Source organism: Cupriavidus sp. AU9028 (genome assembly GCF_019795295.1).
Classification (GTDB): domain Bacteria; phylum Pseudomonadota; class Gammaproteobacteria; order Burkholderiales; family Burkholderiaceae; genus Cupriavidus.
The window spans coordinates 96,289-115,866 of record NZ_JAIMCG010000005.1 but is presented as its reverse complement, the minus strand read 5'-3'; the positions used below and the strand labels follow the sequence as shown (position 1 = coordinate 115,866).

Sequence of the window (19,578 nt, the reverse complement as noted above, 5' to 3'; positions counted from 1 at the left end):
TCCTGTTGCTCCGATGGCCGGCGGCCAGCGCTCCCGGGCAGTTTACGTGAGTCCCGGGCGCATGGCGAGCCACGCCGCGGGTGCGCGGCAGGCCATTCTGCGCTAGGCTGAAAGCCGGCCCGGGCCGCCCAGGAGCCCGGATCGCGCTGCCATCGATACCAGAACCCCACTGGAGATTCACCATGCCTCATCCCGTACTCGAGCAGGTCACCGCGCGTATCGTCGCGCGCAGCGCGCGAACCCGCTCGGCCTATCTGGCCCGCACCGAGGCGCGCGCCGGCGACAAGGTCGAGCGGGCGCACCTGTCCTGCACCAACCTTGCACACGGCGTCGCCGCCATGCCGGACGAAGCCAAGATCCGGCTCAAGGTCGAGGAACGCCCCAACCTGGCCATCGTCTCTGCCTACAACGACATGCTGTCGGCCCACCAGCCGTACCTGCACTTCCCCGCCTGGATCAAGCAGGCCGCGCTCGAGGCCGGCGGCACCGCGCAGTTCGCCGGCGGCGTGCCGGCCATGTGCGACGGTGTCACGCAAGGCATGGAGGGCATGGAACTGTCGCTGTTCTCGCGCGACGTGATTGCGATGGCCACCGCCGTCGCGCTGTCGCACCAGATGTTCGACGGCGCCCTCTACCTGGGCATCTGCGACAAGATCGTGCCCGGTCTGGTGATGGGCGCCCTCACCTTCGGCCATCTGCCGGCCGTCTTTGTTCCCGGCGGCCCGATGCCGACCGGGCTGCCCAACGAGGAAAAGGCAAGGGTGCGGCAGCTGTACGCGCAGGGCAAGATCGGCCGCGACGCCCTGCTCGAAGCCGAAAGCCGCTCCTATCACGGGCCCGGCACCTGCACCTTCTACGGCACGGCCAACTCCAACCAGATGCTGATGGAGATCATGGGGTTGCATCTGCCGGGCACCGCCTTCATCAATCCGGGCACCGAGCTGCGCGAGGCGGTCACGCGCGAATGCGCCCGCCATGCCCTGACGCTGACGCACAAGGGCGCGCGGTATACGCCGATCAGCAAGGTGCTGGACGAGCGCGCCTTCGTCAACGGCATCGTCGGGCTGCTGGCCACCGGCGGCTCCACCAACCACACCATGCATCTGATCGCCATGGCGCGCGCGGCCGGCATCCTGCTGACCTGGGACGACTTCGACGAGCTCTCCGCCGTCGTGCCATTGCTGGCGCGCGTCTACCCCAACGGTGAAGCTGACATCAACGGCTTTCAGGCCGCCGGCGGCATGGCGGTGATCGTGCGCAGCCTGCTGGCGCGCGACCTGCTGAACAACGATGTCACCACGGTGGTGGGAACGGGCCTGGAGGACTACACCCGCGAGCCGGCGCTGCGCGACGGCAAGCTGACATGGATCGACGGACCGGACGACACGCTGGACCCGGGCATCGTGCGCGGCAAGGGCGAGCCGTTCGCGCCGGACGGCGGCATCAAGGTGCTGGACGGCAATCTCGGGCGCGCGGTGATCAAGACCTCGGCGGTCAAGCGCGAGCATCAGGTCGTCGAAGCGCCCGCGCGCGTGTTCCTGCGCCAGGACGATTTGCTGGCCGCCTTCAAGCGCGGAGAACTGGAACGCGATTTCGTCGCGGTACTGCCCTGGCAGGGCCCGGCGGCCTGCGGCATGCCCGAGCTGCACAAGCTGACGCCGACGCTGACGGTGCTGCAGAACCAGGGCTTTCATGTCGCGCTGGTGACCGACGGCCGCATGTCGGGCGCGTCAGGCAAGGTTCCGGCGGCGATTCACGTCTGTCCCGAGGCGCTGAAGGGAGGCGCCATCGGCAAGATCCGCGACGGGGACATGGTGCGTGTCGACGCCCCGGCAGGCGTGCTGACGGTGCTGGTGCCAGATGAGGAATGGGCGGCCAGAACGATCGAAGTGCCGGACCTGAATGGCTACCGCCACGGCATCGGCCGGGAGCTGTTCGGCAATTTCCGCCGCCATGTCACGACGGCGGAGGCCGGCGCCTGCAGCCTGTTCGACGAGGAAGGCACGGCCGACGAGACCGCCGCTTCCGCGGGCGAGCCGCTTGCGGCGGATGCCAAGGGGAGGGAGACGGCGGCGGGGTAAGGCGGGGAATGGGCCGGTGGTCTGCTGCCCTCTCCCCCGACCCCTCTCCCGCTGGGCGGGAGAGGGGAGAACACCCGAGGTGTTCCAGGCGCTGTCGGTTTGCTCCCCTCCCCCGCTGGGCGGGAGAGGGGAGAACACCCGAGGTGGTCCAGGCGCTGTCGGTTTGCTCCCCTCCCCCGCTGGGCGGGAGAGGGGAGAAGACCCGAGGTGGTCCAGGCGCTGTCGGTTTGCTCCCCTCTCCCGCTTGCGGGAGAGGGGTCGGGGGAGAGGGCCAGCGAGGGCCAGCGAGGGCCAGCAAGCGCCAGCAACGCCGCCGCCCTCACCACCCTCGTCAGTTCAACGACCGATGCGCTTCCCCATCGATGCGGATGGCCGCCTGCCCCTTGTCGCCCACGCGCAGTTCCTGCACCGGCACCGCAATGCCCACGCCGATCGCATTGAGCTCGCGCTTGATCCGCTCGTAGAAGGCGTAGCGCACGTTCCAGTAGTCGTTGTTGGTGGTCCAGCAGCGCACGTTCAGCGTCACGCCTTCACTGGTGAAGTTCACCGCCATCGCCTCGGCCGGCGGGTCCGACAACACGCGCGATTCGCTCGCCAGCATGCCGCGCAATGCCTGCAGCGAGGCGGCGACGTCGGCACCAAACGGCACCGTGACCTCGATATCGAGGCGCCGGGTCGGGTTCTCGCTATAGTTGGTGATCGCGCTGCCCCAGATCTTGCTGTTCGGCACGCGCAGGCAAACCCCGTCGAAGGTGGTCAGCTCGGTCATGAAGAGCCCGGTCTCGCGCACGGTGCCGGCGATGCCCTGGGCATCGATGTACTGGCCGACCCGGTAGGGGCGCTGGATCACCAGCATGATGCCCGCGGCGATGTTTTGCAGCGTGCCTTGCAACGCCAGACCGACCGCCAGGCCCGCCGCGCCCAGCATCGCGATGATGCTGGCGGTCTGCACGCCGAACTGCGACAGCACCAGCACGACCGTGACGCCGCGGATAGCCCATTGCGCGGCGCTGGCCAGCATCGGACGCAGGGTCGCATCGACATGCGGGCGATCGAACGCGCTCAGCACCGCATTGCGCGCCCGCGCGCTCAGCCACCAGCCCACGAACAGAATCGCGCAGGCGGCGAGCACGTTCAGGCCCTGCCGCACGGCGAATTGCAGCAGCCAGGCCCAGGTGGCCTCCAGCTTGTCCGGGTCAATAAAAGCAAAATCCATGCGTCGGCTCTCCGTGATTCAAAAAAATGCGCACCGCGATTGCGGTGCGGGGTGATGCGTCGCCGGGGACCGGCGCGAGCCAGGCGCGCGCGGTCGCTAGGACGACGATGAGGGCGGCTTGGTATCGCGCCGCGTGTGGACCAGCTCGCCGGCGTCCGGCAGCGGGGTCTCCTTGCGCACCAGCTGGCGTGGCGCCAGTTGATGCGAGAAGCCGGCCGCGGAGCCCATGCGCCGCTGGCGGTCCTCGGGCATGGTGGGCCCGCTCTGAATATACAACGACAGCAGTTCGGCAAGATTGACCAGCACGTCGAGCCGGGTGCGCTCATAGCCATGCGACGCATCGGCGCCGAAGCATAGCAGCGCGGTGCGCACGTCGTGGCCCGCACTCACCGCCGCGCCGGCATCGGAATGGTAGAAGCGAAAGACGTCGCGGTGGCTCGGAATGCCATACTCCTCGCACAGGCGCAGCAGGCGGCGGGTCAGATGGTAGTCATGCGGCCCGGCCGAATCCATCATCGGAATGGTTACGCCCTGCTCCTTCGCGCCCTGGCCCGGCGCGACCGGACCGATGTCGATGCCGATCACCTCGCTGACATCGTCCTCGATCACCGCGCGCGCGCCAGAGCCCACCTCTTCGGTCAGCGTGAAGACCGCGTGGCAGTCCATCGGCACCGAGACACCGCTCTCGCGCACCGCCTTGAGCGCGGCCAGCACCGCCGCGACACCGGCCTTGTTGTCCAGATGCCGCGAGACGATATAGCCGTTGTCGAGGATTTCCGGATTGGCGTCGAAGGCGACGAAGTCGCCGATCTGGATGCCCAGCCTGGCCACATCCTCGCGCGTGTGTACCGGCTCGTCGATGCGCAATTCCAGCTGGTCCCAGTTGATCGGCTGGGTGTCGATCGCCTCGTTGTAAACATGACCGGAGGCTAGCAGCGGCAACACCGAGCCCCGGTAGCGGCCGCGCTCGGTGAACAGCGTGACGCGACCGCCCTCGGCCCAGCGGCTGGACCAGGTGCCGATCGAGGACAGCGACAGCCGCCCATTTGGCTTGATCTCACGGACCATTGCCCCCAGCGTGTCCAGGTGCGCGACGATCGCGCAGTCCGGGCCCATGCCGCTATGTGCGCTGTCGCCGCGCAGCGTCGCGCGGATGGTGCCGCGGCGGGTCAGCTGATAGGGAATATCGAGGCTTTCCAGCACATGCGCGGTGTAGTGAACGATCTCGTCAGTCAGACCGGCCGGGCTGGGGATCGCCAGCAGCTCCAGCAGGACCGTCTGCAAATAGCGGGCGTCGATGTCCAGCTTCTCCATTCATTTCCTCCTCGGTTGTCGCGGCGCCCTGTCACGCGGTGAAGGGGAACAGCAGGTCGACGAAGCGCTCCGCGGTCGGCTGCGGCTCGTGATTGGCCAGGCCCGGCCGCTCGTTGGCTTCGATGATGACGTACTCCGGCTGGTCCGGCGCCGGCACCAGGAAGTCCAGTCCCACCACCGGGATGCGCAGCGCCTTGGCCGCAGCCTGCGCCGCTTCGCGCAGCACCGGATGCAGCTGGTCGGTGACATCATGCAGCGTGCCGCCCGTATGCAGATTGGCGGTCTTGCGCACCGGCACGCGCTGCCCGGCCTCGGGGACCGAGCTGAAGTCCAGCCCTTGCGCGGCAAGGCAACGCTCGGTCTCGGCGTCCATCGGGATGCGGCTCTCGCCGCCGGTGGCCGCGCTGCGGCGCGCGCTGTGGCGCTCGATCAGGGTCTTCAGGTCGCTCTGGCCATCGCCGACCACTTCGGCCGGCTTGCGCAGCGCGGCGGCGACCACCTCGTAGCCGATCACCACGATGCGCAGATCATGCCCCTGGCAGAACTGTTCCAGCAGCACCGCCCCGCCTTCACGATGCGCGGTCTCGATCGCGCTGCGCATATGGTCCTCGGTGCGCACGTCCACGCTGATGCCCTTGCCTTGCTCGCCGTTGGCGGGCTTGACCACGATGGACCCATGGCGCGCGAGGAACTCGGCGTTCTCCGTGTCGCCCGCGGCCGGCTGTTGCTCCGGCACCTTCAGGCCGACCTGCGCCAGCCGCTTGAGCGTCAGCGCCTTGTCCTGGCACCAGGTCATCGCCACGGCGCCGGTCAGCTCGGACAGCGACTCGCGGCAGACGATTTCCCGTCCGCCGAAGCGCAGCGTAAAGATGCCGCACTCCGCATCGATGATCTCCACGCCGATGCCCCGGCGCCGCGCTTCCTTGACGATCAGCGCGGCGTACGGATTCAGATGGTCGCACTCGCTGGCGCCGGTAAACAGCGGCTCGTTGATGGCGTTCTTGTGCTTGATGACGAAGCCGTCCAGCTGCACGAAGCCGAGCTTGTGGTACAGGGCGATCGCATGCTGGTTGTCGTGCAGCACGGACAGGTCCAGGTGACGTCGTCCGCGCTGCGCGAACAAGCCGATCAGCTCGCGCACGAGCGCCTGACCGACGCCGGCGACATGGGTCTGCGGATCCACCACCAGGCACCACAGGCTGCTGCCACCGCTTTCGTCGCCGAAAGCGAGCACGTGATCGACGCCCATGGCCGAGCCGATGATCTCGCCGCTATGGCTGTCCTCGGCCACCAGATAGACCACGGCGTCATGATTGCGCTGTGCCCAGACCGTCGCCGGATCGAGCGGCACCATGTGACGGGCCGAGTAGAGGCGGTTGATCGCGGCGATATCGGCGCGCGTGCTGAGCCGGCGGATCACGGCCGATACCGGGGGCGCCGCGGGGTCGGTGGCCACCTGCCCGTCCTGCTGCGGGTCCAGGGTGCGCCGGAACAGCAGCGACGGGTCGAGAAAGAGCGTCTGCGGGGCCTCGGCCAGCACCAGTTGCGGCGTCTCGACATACAGCGCGATATCGCGACGGCCCGGCGTTTCGTGCTGCAGTTCCGCGGCGAGCCGTGCCGGGGATTCGAACGAGGGGCCGAACATCAGCCGGCCCCATCCGCAATCGAGCGTCGCATTGGGGCGCGCGGACTGCGGCGCGGGTGCCGGCGCGGCGGTAACCGCGGCGGCAGCGGGCCGGCCTTCCTGCGGATCGCCCAACGTCGGGCCCGCCGCATGATCGGTGGCGGCCGCGAGCGACTCGGGCGACGCCGCGTCCGATGGAGCGCCCGGATCGCCGGCAGGCGGCTCGTCGGACGAAGCGGACATCAGGCTGCGCGAGGCGGCTTCGGAAATGGGGACCACGGTGGCAGTGGCTTCAGCGCTGGGCATGGGGGGTCTTCCTCCTGTGCTATCTGGTTGCGCCGGGCCCGGATGCGGGCCACGGGATCGTAGCGGTATCGGTCGGGCTCTCTGTCGTGGCTGTGGCGCTCATGCGCGGTTCATGCCGGGCTCGGATCCGCGGGCTCAGATCCCGCGCGCCTGCAGCCACGCTTCAAGCAGGGCGATCTGCCATACCTTCGAGCCCTTGAGCGGGGTGATATGGGCGTCCGGGTCCTTCAGCATGGTGTCGACCACGCCGGGCCGGTACAGCCCGCGCTGGCGCGCCGCGTCGCTGTCGATCCAGCCGCGCACGTAGTCGAGGAACGGGCCGCGCAGGTACTTCAGCGCCGGCACCGGGAAATAGCCCTTGGGACGGTCGATCACCTCGGCGGGAATCACCTGGCGCGCCGCTTCCTTCAGCACGTGCTTGCCGCCCTGCGCAATCTTGTGACGCGCCGGCATGCGCGCGGCCAGCTCCACCAGCCGGTGGTCCAGGAACGGCACGCGTGCTTCCAGCGCATGCGCCATGGTCATGTTGTCCACGCGCTTGACCGGATCGTCGACCAGCATCACGGTGGTATCCAGCCGCAGCGCCCGGTCGATGGCGTTGTCGGCGCCCGGCATGGCGAAATGCTCGGCGACGAAGCGGCCAGCGGGATCGTCGGCCAGCCACTGCGGCGCCAGCAGTTCCGCCATCTCCGAGTGGCTGCGGTCGAAGAACACCGAGCGGTAGGCGGCGACGCCGCCGTCCGCATCGCGGTTCTCGGCCAGCGCCGGATACCAGTGGTAGCCGCCGAACACCTCGTCGGCGCCCTGACCGCTCTGCACCACGCGGCTGTGGCGCGCAACCGCGGCGGACAGCAGGTAGAACGCCACGCAGTCGTGGCTGACCATCGGTTCGCTCATTGCGTCGATGGCGGCGGGCAGCGACGCCAGCAGATCGCCCGCGGGAATCATCATCTTCTCGTGCTGGGTGCCGAAATGGCGGGCCACCAGATCCGAGTAATGGAATTCGTCGCCCGCTTCGCCGCCGGCTGCCTCGAAGCCGATCGCATAGGTGCGCAGGTTGGGCGTACCCGTTTCTGCGAGCAATCCGGTAATCAGACTGGAATCGACACCGCCGGACAGCAGCACGCCGACCGGCACGTCGGCCACGGTGCGCAGGCGCACCGCGTCGCGCAGCGAGGCCAGCGTCATGTCGCGCCACTCCTCGAAGCTGCGGGCCTCGTCGGCGGCGTCGTGCGGGAAGGTCAGCTGCCACCAGGTGCGGGTTTCGGTGCGTCCGTCCGGGTGCACGGTCATGTGCGAGGCCGGCGGCAGCTTGCGCACGCCCTTGAGCATCGTGTGCGGCGCCGGCACGACCGCATGCAGGCTCATGTAGAAGTGCAGGGCGACCGGATCCAGCGTCTTGTCGATATCGCCGCCGACCAGCAGCGCCGGCAGCGTCGAGGCAAAGCGCAGGCGCCGCGCGTCCAGGCTGTAGTAGAGCGGCTTGATGCCGAGCCGGTCGCGCACCAGGTGCGTGATGCCGCTGTCGCGCTCCCACAGTGCAAAGGCGAACATGCCCATCAGGCGGTCCAGCGCGGCCGGACCCCAGGCATGCCAGGCCTTGAGTATCACCTCGGTGTCGCCGGTGGACGAGAAGACATAGCCCTTGGCGCTCAGTTCCTCGCGCAACTCGTGGTGGTTGTACACCGCGCCGTTGAAGACGATGCCCAGGCCCAGCACGTTGTCGACGAAGGGCTGGTGGGCCCGCTCGGACAGATCCATGATCCGCAGCCGGCGATGGCCGAAGGCGCGGCGTCCGGACGCGTAGAGTCCTTCGCCGTCCGGGCCCCGGCCCGACTGGGCGCTGGCCATATCGAAAACGGCGTGGACATTGGCCGACGCCTGGTCAAACCGTATTTCTCCTGCAATACCGCACATTGATGTTTTGCTCCTTCCCGCGAGCCGCGGGCATTCCCCGTTATGGCACGCTGGCGTGGCGGGGTCTGCCCGAGAAGCACCGACGTCTTGTCGGAGCCTGGCCTACAGAATCAAATGTCCCAATACATTCAGGACCTGCCATCGAAGCAAAGGTTTCAACGTTTTAGGTGGGGGATGCGAGAAGAAGGTCGCAAAATGATGTGACCTTGGCATGAAATAGCGGAAATCCGGGGGGACAACCAAGGCGTCGCGGATCTCCCCTGGCACGCGGCCGGCACGCAGAAACGGGTACGCCCCCGCCTGGACGGCGCGCGCGACGGCGTTGCCGAGAGCGGCGAGCGATGTCGACACGCTCGCCGCGTTGCCAGCGGGCGCTCAGTGCCGCGGCGTGTCGAGCAGGCGGTCGCGGCCGGCCAGCGCCGGGAACAGGCGCATCCAGGCCAGCACCACCAGCAGCGTGCCGACGCCACCGATCATCACGGCCCCCACGGGCCCGAACCAGGCCGCCGTGACGCCGGACTCGAACTCGCCGAGCTGGTTGGACGCACCGATGAAGACCGAGTTGACGGCGCCCACGCGGCCACGCATGTCATCAGGGGTATCGAGCTGCACCAGCGTCGAGCGCACCACCACGCTGATCATGTCCGAGGCACCGAGCACGACCAGTGCGGCCATCGACAGCGGCAACCACGAGGACAGGCCGAAGGTGATGGTAGCCAGGCCGAACACCGCCACCGCGCCAAACATGACGCGGCCCACCCGCTTGTTCAGCGGGTGTCGCGCCAGCCAGATGGCGGTGGCCAGCGCGCCGATGGCGGGCGAGGAACGCAGCAGGCCGAGTCCCCACGGGCCGGTATGCAGGATGTCGCGGGCATAGATGGGCAGCAGCGCGGTCGCGCCGCCAAGCAGCACGGCGAACAGGTCCAGCGAGATGGCACCGAGCAGCACCGGCCGGCTGCGGATGTAGGCAAACCCGGCGAACAGCGTCTGAACGCTGACCGGCGCGGTCAGGCGCTGCTGCGCCTGGCGCAGCTTCAGCGCCGTGACCAGCGCCGCTGCGGCCAGGAACAGCGTGGCCCCGATGCCATAGACCACGCCCGGACCGGCGACGTAGGCGAAGCCGCCCAGCGCCGGCCCGACAATGATGGCCGCCTGCGTCGCCGAGCTGGACAACGCCACCGCCCGTGCCAATTGGCGTGGCCCGACCACGCCGGGCAGCAGCGCCTGCAGCGTCGGCGTCTCGAAGGCGCGGCTCGCACCGATCAGCGCCACGAAGGCGAAGATCAGCGTGCTGGACACCCAGCCGGCCAGCGTCGCCGCGGCCATCGAGGCCGCGATGATGCCCTCGGCGATCTGGCACAGGCGCACGATGCGGCGGCGATCGAAACGATCCGCCACATGGCCGGACATCAGCAGCAGCACCACCGATGGCAGGAACTGCACCAGCCCCACCAGCCCGAGCATCAGCGGATCGCCGGTCAGGTCGTACATCTGCCAGCCGACCGCCACCGTGATGATCTGGTAGCCGATGGTGGAGCAAAGCCGGGCGCTCCAGAACAGCCGGAAGCCGGTATCGCGAAAGACGGATTCGGAAGCGCTATCCGCGGGCGGGGTGCCGGCGTCGGTGCGGGAGGATGCGTGGGGATCGGAGGACATGAGAAGGGCGGTGGGACGACATGCCGCCCTTGCCATGACGATCGCCATCGAGCGGGCGGCGCGGGCAGCGGAAACGGCTGCACGGGAATGCCGCACCGGCCTGGCACCGGCGCGGCATCGGGGCAGAATCAGACGATCTCCCGCGTTTCCAGGAACTGCAGATCCGGGAAGCGCTCCTGCGTCAGCCGCAGGTTGACCATGCTGGGCGCGAGATAGACATGGTCGCCCGCGCCATCGAGGGCGACATTGTGGCCTGCCTTGGCAATCAGCTTTTCCACTTCCGCCGGGGGTCCCTTGATCCAGCGCGCGGTGGCACACTCGTGCGATTCGAAGATGGCGTCCACCCCGTACTCGTGCTCGAGGCGGTGGGCCACCACGTCGAACTGCAGGATACCGACCGCGCCGAGCACCAGTTCGTTGGAAGCGAGCGGCCGGAACATCTGCGTTGCGCCCTCTTCGGCCAGCTGCTGCAAGCCCTTCTGCAGCTGCTTGACCTTCAGCGGGTTATTCAGGCGCGCGCGCCGGAAGAACTCCGGTGCGAAGGACGGAATGCCGGTGAACTTGAGCGACTCGCCTTCGGTGAATACGTCGCCCAGGCGAATCGTGCCGTGGTTGGGCACGCCGATGATGTCGCCGGCGTAGGCTTCCTCCGTGGTATTGCGGTCCTGCGCCATGAACGTGATGGCGTTGTTGATCGCCACCGTCTTGCCCGCCGCCACGTGCAGCAGCTTCATGCCGCGCTCGAAACGGCCGGAGCACACCCGCACGAACGCGATGCGGTCGCGGTGGCGCGGGTCCATGTTGGCCTGGATCTTGAAGACAAAGCCGGTGAACTTGCCCTCCTGCGGATCCACCAGGCGGCTGTCGGTATTGCGCGGCTGCGGCGGCGGCGACAGGTCGCACAGCGCGTCCAGCAGCGATTGCACGCCGAAGTTGTTGATCGCCGAGCCGAAGTACACCGGCGTCTGCTTGCCCGCCAGGAACGCTTCCTTGTCGAAGGCGTGGGAAGCGCCGCGCACCAGTTCGATCTCGATGCGCAGCTCCTCGGCCTGCGAGCCCAGGATGCGGTCGAGTTCCGGATTGTCCAGGCCGTCCACCATGGCGGCGGTGCCCTTCTCGCCGTGCGGATCGAACAGCTGCACGCGGTCGTCGATCAGGTGATACACGCCCCGGAAGGCCTTGCCCATGCCGATCGGCCAGGTCATCGGCGCGCACTGGATCTGCAGCACGTCCTCGATTTCGTCCAGCAGCTCGATCGGCGAGCGGCCCTCGCGGTCCAGCTTGTTGATGAAGGTCAGGATCGGCGTATCGCGCAGGCGGCAGACATTGAGCAGCTTGATGGTCTGCGCCTCGACGCCATTGACCGAGTCGATCACCATCACCGCCGAGTCGACCGCCGTCAGGGTGCGGTAGGTATCTTCCGAGAAGTCCTCGTGCCCCGGCGTGTCCAGCAGGTTGACGATGTGCTCGCGGTACGGGAACTGCATCACCGACGAAGTCACCGAGATGCCGCGCTGCTTTTCCAGCTCCATCCAGTCGGAGGTCGCGTGGCGGTCCGCCTTGCGGGCGCGCACCTCGCCGGCGACCTGGATGGCGCCGCCGAACCACAGCAGCTTTTCGGTCAGCGTCGTCTTGCCGGCATCGGGGTGGGAAATGATGGCGAAGGTGCGACGGCGCGCAATTTCGGATACGAGCGAACTCACGGTAGGATCGGAACGGCTGGCGGATGACAGGGCCCGCAATGGGCAACACCGCGCTGCCGCGCAAGGCGGGCGGCCGGGGGTCGCCTGAGGGGAATGGGCCGCTATTCTACCGGTTAGCGGCCCGTCGCGTGGTCCGGCCTGTCATTCGGCCTGTCTTTCGCCCTGTCTTTCGCCCTGTCTTTCGCCCTGTCCTTCGACCGGCCTGCCGGCCATGCGATCGCGCAGACTGCCGAACTGCAGCGCGTACTGATGGGTCAGCTCCGCGCCGAAAAAGAAGATCTGGGCCGAGTAGTAGACCCACAGCATCAGCGCCACCACCGAGCCGGCCGCCCCGTAGGACGAGGCAACCGCGCTGTTGCCCAGATAGACGCCGATCAGCCGCTTGCCTACCGAGAACAGTACGGCGGTAATGATGGCGCCCATCGCCACATCCCGCCATGCGACCTTGACCCGCGGCAGCATCTTGAAGACGACGGCGAACAGCGCGGTGACCACGGCAAACGAGAAGACGCTGGACAGGGCCGAGGCAAGCGGGGCAAGCCAGGAATGGTTCCAGACTTCTCCCCAGAAGCGCTCCACCGCCGCCAGCGCCGCGTTGACGACCAGCGAGACCAGCAGCATCAGCGCCAGCACCAGCACCAGGCTGAACGACAGCAGCCGCGTGCGCAGCAGCCGGCGCCAACCTGCGGCTTCGGGCTGGTCCGCTTCCCAGATTTCGTCCAGGCTCGTCTTCAGTTCCGCGAAGGCCGTGGTGGCGCCCACGATCAGGATGCCGGTGGCGATCAGCGCTGCCGTGCCGCTGCCGCCCGCGCGGTGCGTTGCCGCCAGCAGCTGCTGGATGGCATTGGCGCCCTGTGCGCCGACCAGGCCTTCGAGCTGGGCGAAAATCTCGCCGCGCGCCGCTTCCGCGCCGAAAAACAGGCCGGCGATGGCAATCACCAGTACCAGGATCGGCGCAAGCGAAAACAGCATATAGAACGACAGCGCGGCACCCTTGCTCGCGGCGCGGTGGAAGAACCAGCAGCTGAGCGCGGCGGCCAGCACCTTGTAGGTCCGATGCAGCGTGTGGCGGTCGGGCAGCAACCGGGCAAGCCGCGACGGTGCCGCGGACGATGCGGCGGCCGATGCGGCGGCAGAGGAAGAGGCGGGGCCCGGCCTGGCGCGGTCCGCAGGCGAGCCTCCGGGGGATTCTCGGGTCATCGGCATCAGGCGCCGCGCCGGCCGTTGGCTGCATTGCGCCAGGACCGGAAGCAGCGGCGCTACAGTGGCGGAGCGTCAAGCATACCCCGCCAGGGCGCCCGCCCCAAGCCGAACCGGCGCAAAAACGAGGGAACACTGCGCGCGTCGGGCGGCCCAATCAGAACCCGCCGTTGCTCGGCATTCCAACCGCCTCAGGAGGCATCGTGCACTCGACTTCACTATTTCGTCTGGCCGCCCTCGCCTGCAGCGGGGCCATGATGCTGGCCGCCGCCGGCTGCGACCGCAGCCAGCCCGGTCCCAAGCCCATCTCCGGCGATGCCGGCACCAGCAGCGCGGCCCAGCCGGCGCTCTCGGGCGGGGGCGCCACCGCCCCGAACGCCTCGGAAGCGCCGGCGCGGTAGGCGTACCCGTTTCTGCGCCCGGGCGGCAGGCGGCGATCACCGCTGTTTCGCTGCTGTAATCGCCGGGCCGGCATCCGTTCAGGGTGCCAACGCAGCGGTCAGGATGCACCCCGTGATCGGTTGCGTTACGCGCCCCCCGCGTGGCCCTCGACAGGGCGCCGGGTGCACCACACCGCCTGCTGCTGCACGGCCGATTCCCGCGCTTTCCGGCACCGATCGTGCGCAGCCTCGGAGTGCCGCCACCTGTGCGTTACCTGACGCGATCGCGCCGAGGGCCGCCGCGCATTCGCAGCGTTCCGATCGCGCGTAACAACGCTGCGACAGATCCGGGCAGCACAGCAGGCGGAATTGCGAGCCTGCTTCCAGAAGCGGGCGCAACCCGCTCTTTTCAAAGGCGATTTCCGCGCTGGCACGGACTCTGCGGACATGGCTGGACAGCCGTGCGCCGCTCGCGCCCGGCAATCCGTCCGCCAGCGAAGGAGGCATCATGCGTCAACCCGCGGCCCGCATGACGGCGCGCCGGCGCGCCCAGCGTCTGATCCGGCCACCCGGCACCGTCGCCCTGCTGCTATCCCCGCCGTTGCTCGCCATGCAGAAACGGACGGCTCGTGCGCAGACGACGAGCGCCAGGCAGCACTGGTGCGCAACCCTGTTTCAGTGGCTCGCTCCCGCGACCTGCCGGCCGCGGCGCCAGTGAGATCCCCCGCGACTACTTGCTGCGCGCGGGCTGGGCTTCCACGCGGATATTGTGCTTGTGCATCAGCCGGTAGAGGGTGACTCGCGACACGTTCAGCTCGCGCGCGGCCGGCACGACGTGAAAGCCGTGGCTGGCCATCACCGAGCGGATCGCCTCGCGCTCGGCCTCTTCGCGGATGGCATCGAGCGTCTTGCGGGGTCCTTCCACACTCCCGTGCAATTGCAGGTCCTCTGCGGTGATCTTGCGATTGTCCGTCATCACGATCGCCCGCCGCACCCGGTTGATCAACTCGCGGACGTTGCCCGGCCAGGCGTACTGCATCATGGCCTGGGTGGCACAGGAGGAGAAGCCGCGAATGCGCCGATGTGCCTCGTGCGCGTGCTCCCTGAGCACTGCATTGGCCAGCAGCAGAATGTCCTCGCCCCGCTCGCGCAGCGCCGGTATCGACAGCGTCAGCACGCAGAGCCGGTGGTACAGGTCCGAACGGAAGCGGCCCTCGGCCTGGGCGGCGAGCAGATCCACATGGGTCGCCGAGATGATGCGCAGATCCAGCGGAATCGGCTGGTGTCCGCCCAGCCGGGTGATCGAGCCCTGCTGCAGGAAGCGCAGCAGCGCAACCTGGCTCTCCAGCGGCAGGTCACCGATCTCGTCGAGAAACAGCGTGCCGCCTTGTGCCTGCTCGATCCAGCCGATCTTGCGCTGGTGCGCGCCGGTGAACGCCCCCTTCTCGTAGCCGAACAATTCGGACTGGATCAGGTGCGGCGGAATCGCCCCGCAGTTGATCGCGACGAACGGGCCCTTGCCGCGACTGGACGCCTCGTGGATGGCCTGCGCCGCCAGTTCCTTTCCGGTACCCGACTCGCCCGAGATAAAGACCGGCGCATCGTTGGTCGCGACCTTGCCCAGCGATCGGAACATGGCACGCATGGCCTCGCACTCGCCAATCATGGGACCGCGCTCGCGCACCCGCAGGCCCGGCTCGGCGTGCAGGGCGGCCATGCCTCTGGCGTGGGACAGCGTGTACATGAGATCGGACTGGGCGAAGGGAGCGCGCAGGTAGTCGACGCAGTAGTCGCGGATCAGGCGCCGCACGCGCTCGTCATCGCGCAGCCGCGTGGCGCTCGTCACCGCCACCCAGACCATGTGCGGCAACTGCAGCGCCTGCTCCAGCACCGCATATTCCGCGTCCGTGTAGTCGGTCTGCAGGTCCAGTAGCGCCGCTCCGGGGCCGGCGTTGCGCAGCACGCGGGGAAGGTCGCGCAACTGTTGAACGTGGCGCACGTCCCATTCCGGGCCGAGCTGCGCGCAGTCCAGCGCCAGCTGCTGGTGCCGCGCCACGATGGTCACCTGGGCCGCCTGCGGCAGCGGCTTGCTCGGTCGCTCCATCCCGTTCTCCCGGACGTGATGCCCGCTGGGCGGCTTGCTTGCCGCGCGCTCGTGCGCTTCCCGCAGCAAGGTGGGGTCGATCTGTATCGGCTGGGAATCGCCTCCAGGTCGCAGCGCCGGCATCATGGGTGCCTCGCCACTGGAAGGTGGATTGGAGCGGCGGCCACGGGCGCGGCCGGCAGGTCAAACATGCAAAGGGCGCCAGTCTCCGTTGCCGGCATCGCTGCCGGGGCCCGGACTTCTCCTGAGATCATGAGTTTTCCCCGTTGTACAACACCCCCGGCACTACACTTTCGCGCTACGTCTACTGTTCTTTTTCCGCCTGTCGGTGGCACGCCTTGGTGCGTGCTCTTCTTGTCGTCGCTCGCCGCCTGGTGGCGGTCTATGCGGGCGTTCCGGCCAATGCAGGACGGACGCGCTCGTTATCGTTGGGGGACCGTTGTCGGCCCAGAGTCAAGAAAGGGCGCTCTGCAGCGCCCTTGTCCTCTAGTTCAGTGCATTTGACCCGGTTTGTCTACCCCCTGCCTCGGGGATGCGCGCAAATTCATCCTTCTGTATGGCTTCGGGGCAACGTCATAGCGCTGCGGTGGGCCTGAATCTTAGTAAATAAATGCTTACCGCACTCGCAGAAACGGGTACGGCGGAGCGGCTCACGCAGCGGCGCCTTGCCACCGGCCCGATCCCGCTTTTCGCAGAAACGGGTACGCTCGCCGCCAGGGCGAAAAGAAAGAAGGCGGCCAGCAGGCCGCCCCCGTCTCGCCCGGCCTCATGCCGGCTGGATCCGCGCCTCAGTGTCCCGGCAAGTAGTAGAACTTGAAGATGAACACCGCTGCGATGATCCAGACCATCCAGGGCACGTCGCGCGCGCGGCCCGTCAGCAGCTTCAGGCCGGCATAAGTGATGAAGCCAAACGCCACCCCGTTGGCAATCGAGTAGGTGAACGGCATTCCCAGCGCGGTCAGCATGGCCGGCACCACCTCGGTCACGTCGTTCCATTCGATCTCGACCAGCTCGCGCAGCATCAGGCATGAAACATAGAGGAGCGCGGGCGCCGTGGCATAGGCGGGGACCGCTCCGGCCAGCGGTGCGATGAACAGGCAGGCGAGGAACAGCACCGCGACGGTGACCGCGGTCAGGCCGGTGCGGCCTCCGGCCTGCACGCCCGAGGCGCTCTCGATGAAGGCGGTGGTCGAGGACGTGCCCAGGAAAGAGCCGGCCATGATCGCCGTGCTGTCCGCCATCAGCGCCTTGTTCAGGCGGTCCATCTTGCCTTCGCGCAGCAGTCCGGCCCGGTTCGCCACGCCCATCAGGGTGCCGGTGGCGTCGAACAGCTCGACCAGGAAGAACACCAGCACCACGTTGAGAATGCCGACCGACAGGGCGCCGGAGATGTCCAGCTTGAACAGCGTCGGGTCGATCGAGGGCGGCGGAGACACGATGCCCTGGAACGTGTTGCCGCCGACGACGAAACCGAGGGCGGTCACCAGCAGGATGCCGATCAGGATGGCGCCTTTTACCTTGAGCCGATCCAGAGCCACGATGACGAGAAAGCCGACGATGGCCAGCACCGCCGGCGTCTGGTGCAGGTCGCCCAGCGTGACCAGGGTGGCCGGGCTGGCAGCGACGATACCGGCGTTCTTCAGCGCAATGATGGCCAGGAACAGTCCGATCCCGGCCGTGATCGCCACGCGGATGCTGTACGGAATGCCCTTGACGATCAGCTCCCGGATACGGAACAGCGTGACGATCAGGAACAGGCAGCCCGAGACGAAGACAGCGCCCAGCGCGATCTGCCAGGTGTACCCCATGCCCTGCACCACGGTGTAGGCGAAATAGGCGTTCAGCCCCATGCCGGGCGCCATCGCGATCGGATAGTTCGCGTACAGCCCCATGATCAGCGTACCCAGTGCCGCTGCCACGCAGGTGGCGACGAATACCGCGTCCTTCGGCATGCCGGCATCCGCGAGGATGGTCGGGTTGACGAAGATGATGTACGCCATGGTCAGGAACGTCGTCAACCCGGCAAGCAGTTCGGTGCGGACATTGGTCTCGTGTTCACGCAGCCTGAACAGGCGCTCCAGGATACCGCTCTGGGATGCGCTGGCGGCGGCCGGCGAGGAGTTGGGATCGGTGGGGTCGGACATGGGCTCGCGAATTGACATGGTGTCTCCGTATCGTTCTTGTCCCCGATGTGCCGACAGGTGCACGGCAACCGGGCGGCCGCCGGCGTTGCGCCGGGCCAGGCGTAATGTCTAACACTTTTGTTAACGCTTGCGCCGATACGGACAAATAGGCTCTATGCCAAATCGATGATGATCTCACAAGGATCACCGCATGGACCAGCGCGCACTATGGCGCCACGACGCTTGACGCCGGGCCGGAACACCCGTATAAAGCCCACTAGAGTTCAAGCGACGAGGCAACAGCACATTCGTTAGCCACCGTCATGGTACTTCGGTTGTCCATGGTGTCCTTTCCTTGAGTAGCTCTGTCGGGACGCGCGTGCGCGATCCGTTTCTTTTTATTTTTTTAGGAAAAGCAATACCATGCAAACCGGTATCGTCAAATGGTTCAACGACGCCAAAGGTTTCGGCTTCATCAAGCCGGACGCCGGCGGTGATGACCTGTTCGCCCACTTCTCGGAAATCCGCTCCGAGGGTTTCAAGTCGCTGCAGGAAAACCAGCGCGTGTCGTTCGAAGTGAAGAACGGCCCGAAGGGCCTGCAAGCAGCGAACATCACCCCGCTGTAAGCCTTCGCGACGGACGTCGGCAGCACTGCCTGACGTCCGCACCCTGAAAAGGGTGACCGCAAAGCCCCGCCCATGCGGGGCTTTTTGCATTGGCGGCCGGTGATGACCAGCCCGCGCGTGTCCGCAGAAACGGGTACGGATGCCCTTTCCAGTGGGGCGCGCTGGTTGCCGGCTCGGTTGGCCTGACTCGCCCGGCGCTTCCTCGCTGGCTCCCCGCCTCCTCCCCGCCTCCTCCCCGCCTCCTCGCTGGCTCCTTGCTTCCTGGTCGCTTCCTTCCGGCCTCTTCCTCTTCATGCTGTCCGGCGCGGCCGTGGGCCGACCCGGTGGCCGACCCCTTCCCTTCTGCCCGGCCGACCCGACGCGATCTCGCAGAAACGGGTTCGGCTGGCCGAGCTGACCGCCCCTTGCTCCTCGCGGGCCACGCAGAAACGGGTACGCTCACACGGGTTCGGACGTTTCCGTGCCGCAGAAACGGGTACGCATCGCTCCACGGGGCTGGCTATCCCTTGCGACATATGGCCAGCGAGGTCCGCAGAATCGGGTACGCGCTCGATCCGCAGAAACAGGTACACGGTGGAATGCGGGCCGCAGGCGTGCCTTGCTGCGGGCGCAGAAAAGGGTACGGATCTGACAAACTGTCCCGGTTACGCCGGCGCAGAAATGGGTACGGCGCCGGGATGGAGCCGTTGCGGCCCGCTTGCGTGGGTCCCTACTTCGGGCGCGCAGAAACGGGTACGTTCCGTTCGGTTGGTGCATACTAACTTAGCGAGTTGTAAGTGGGTACCCGCTCCTGCTGTAGCTGTTTTACTACGCCAGCCCCGCGCTTCCCTTCTGGTTTTCTGTCCAGATTTTTGCTCGCAGATGTAGGTACGCCCGGCGCGACAGCTCGCATCGGGCAAGCGCAGAAACGGGTACGGCGGGCGCACCCCGAGGTACCGCCGCAGGTTTGACTCGGGACCATCTGTGTACGCAGAAACGGGTACGGTCGTTCAATGATGCACCGCGATGGAAGTGGCCCGCCCGCGGTGACGGGGCGCACGCAGAAACGAGTACGGAGCCAGATTTCAGGGAGCACAAGCAGCTTTAAGCGGCGGCCAAGCTGCGCAGGGGACGGGAAGCTTGCGAGGTGGGCCGGCCCCCGAGCCCCGGATAGGCGCAGAAACGGGTACGCTGCGGCACGGGCCGGGCGGGTTTTGCCTGTGGACAAGTCTGTGCATTGGGAGAGTTGTCCCCGCAGAAAGCGGTTCGGGGTATACGCTGAAACAGGTTCGCTTCACCGCAGATACAGGTACGCAGTTGCGCAGAATCGGGTACGAAGGGGCGCAGA

The 19,578-nt window shown here is 67.4% G+C and carries 12 protein-coding genes; 3 read left to right on the top strand and 9 right to left on the bottom strand.

The genetic code is table 11. From position 1 onward, the window contains the following. The first annotated feature begins 182 nt into the window (after positions 1-182). Positions 183-2,081: a phosphogluconate dehydratase gene (gene edd / locus K6V06_RS07725; protein WP_222241767.1), complete on the top strand. Its 1,899-nt coding sequence runs from the start codon at positions 183-185 to the stop codon at positions 2,079-2,081. 331 nt (positions 2,082-2,412) lie between these two features. Here the strand turns inward: edd and K6V06_RS07720 are convergent, their stop codons facing one another. From K6V06_RS07720 to K6V06_RS07690, 7 genes are all read right to left on the bottom strand, one after another. Further along, positions 2,413-3,297: a mechanosensitive ion channel family protein gene (locus tag K6V06_RS07720; RefSeq protein WP_222241765.1), complete on the bottom strand. Its 885-nt coding sequence runs from the start codon at positions 3,295-3,297 to the stop codon at positions 2,413-2,415. 96 nt (positions 3,298-3,393) lie between these two features. Next, positions 3,394-4,611, bottom strand: coding sequence for an osmoprotectant NAGGN system M42 family peptidase (locus tag K6V06_RS07715; RefSeq protein ID WP_222241763.1), 1,218 nt, complete (start codon positions 4,609-4,611; stop codon positions 3,394-3,396). A gap of 31 nt (positions 4,612-4,642) precedes the next feature. After that, on the bottom strand, positions 4,643-6,541 hold the full coding sequence (gene ngg / locus K6V06_RS07710) for an N-acetylglutaminylglutamine synthetase (protein ID WP_255581685.1): 1,899 nt from the start codon (positions 6,539-6,541) through the stop codon (positions 4,643-4,645). 135 nt (positions 6,542-6,676) lie between these two features. After that, positions 6,677-8,458 (bottom strand): N-acetylglutaminylglutamine amidotransferase, encoded by a 1,782-nt coding sequence (locus K6V06_RS07705; protein ID WP_222241761.1) that lies wholly within the window; start codon positions 8,456-8,458, stop codon positions 6,677-6,679. Between the two features lie 375 nt (positions 8,459-8,833). Next, positions 8,834-10,114, bottom strand: a complete 1,281-nt coding sequence (locus tag K6V06_RS07700) for an MFS transporter (protein ID WP_255581684.1) — start codon at positions 10,112-10,114, stop codon at positions 8,834-8,836. Positions 10,115-10,242: 128 nt separating this feature from the next. Further along, on the bottom strand, positions 10,243-11,817 hold the full coding sequence (locus K6V06_RS07695) for a peptide chain release factor 3 (RefSeq protein WP_222241757.1): 1,575 nt from the start codon (positions 11,815-11,817) through the stop codon (positions 10,243-10,245). A gap of 141 nt (positions 11,818-11,958) precedes the next feature. After that, positions 11,959-13,017: a YihY/virulence factor BrkB family protein gene (locus tag K6V06_RS07690; RefSeq protein ID WP_222241755.1), complete on the bottom strand. Its 1,059-nt coding sequence runs from the start codon at positions 13,015-13,017 to the stop codon at positions 11,959-11,961. A 203-nt stretch (positions 13,018-13,220) separates the two neighbouring features. Here K6V06_RS07690 and K6V06_RS07685 point away from each other — a divergent pair, with 203 nt between their 5' ends. Further along, positions 13,221-13,418, top strand: coding sequence for a hypothetical protein (locus K6V06_RS07685; protein WP_222241753.1), 198 nt, complete (start codon positions 13,221-13,223; stop codon positions 13,416-13,418). Positions 13,419-14,127: 709 nt separating this feature from the next. Here K6V06_RS07685 and K6V06_RS07680 read toward each other — a convergent pair. Next, complete coding sequence (locus K6V06_RS07680; RefSeq protein WP_222242014.1) at positions 14,128-15,501, bottom strand: sigma-54 dependent transcriptional regulator; 1,374 nt, start codon at positions 15,499-15,501, stop codon at positions 14,128-14,130. A 788-nt stretch (positions 15,502-16,289) separates the two neighbouring features. Continuing rightward, positions 16,290-17,663, bottom strand: coding sequence for an NCS2 family permease (locus K6V06_RS07675; RefSeq protein WP_222241751.1), 1,374 nt, complete (start codon positions 17,661-17,663; stop codon positions 16,290-16,292). A gap of 384 nt (positions 17,664-18,047) precedes the next feature. Here K6V06_RS07675 and K6V06_RS07670 point away from each other — a divergent pair, with 384 nt between their 5' ends. Continuing rightward, a complete protein-coding gene (locus K6V06_RS07670) occupies positions 18,048-18,251 on the top strand; it encodes a cold-shock protein (protein WP_035875195.1) in 204 nt (67 codons plus the stop codon). The last annotated feature ends 1,327 nt before the right edge of the window (positions 18,252-19,578 follow it).

Bases quoted from the DNA above. Each gene is read 5' to 3' on its own strand.
- edd (WP_222241767.1), top strand. From the start codon at position 183: ATGCCTCATCCCGTACTCGAGCAGGTCACCGCGCGTATCGTCGCGCGC.
- K6V06_RS07720 (WP_222241765.1), bottom strand. From the start codon at position 3,297: ATGGATTTTGCTTTTATTGACCCGGACAAGCTGGAGGCCACCTGGGCC.
- K6V06_RS07715 (WP_222241763.1), bottom strand. From the start codon at position 4,611: ATGGAGAAGCTGGACATCGACGCCCGCTATTTGCAGACGGTCCTGCTG.
- ngg (WP_255581685.1), bottom strand. From the start codon at position 6,541: ATGCCCAGCGCTGAAGCCACTGCCACCGTGGTCCCCATTTCCGAAGCC.
- K6V06_RS07705 (WP_222241761.1), bottom strand. From the start codon at position 8,458: ATGTGCGGTATTGCAGGAGAAATACGGTTTGACCAGGCGTCGGCCAAT.
- K6V06_RS07700 (WP_255581684.1), bottom strand. From the start codon at position 10,114: ATGTCCTCCGATCCCCACGCATCCTCCCGCACCGACGCCGGCACCCCG.
- K6V06_RS07690 (WP_222241755.1), bottom strand. From the start codon at position 13,017: ATGACCCGAGAATCCCCCGGAGGCTCGCCTGCGGACCGCGCCAGGCCG.
- K6V06_RS07680 (WP_222242014.1), bottom strand. From the start codon at position 15,501: ATGGAGCGACCGAGCAAGCCGCTGCCGCAGGCGGCCCAGGTGACCATC.
- K6V06_RS07675 (WP_222241751.1), bottom strand. From the start codon at position 17,663: ATGTCAATTCGCGAGCCCATGTCCGACCCCACCGATCCCAACTCCTCG.
- K6V06_RS07670 (WP_035875195.1), top strand. From the start codon at position 18,048: ATGCAAACCGGTATCGTCAAATGGTTCAACGACGCCAAAGGTTTCGGC.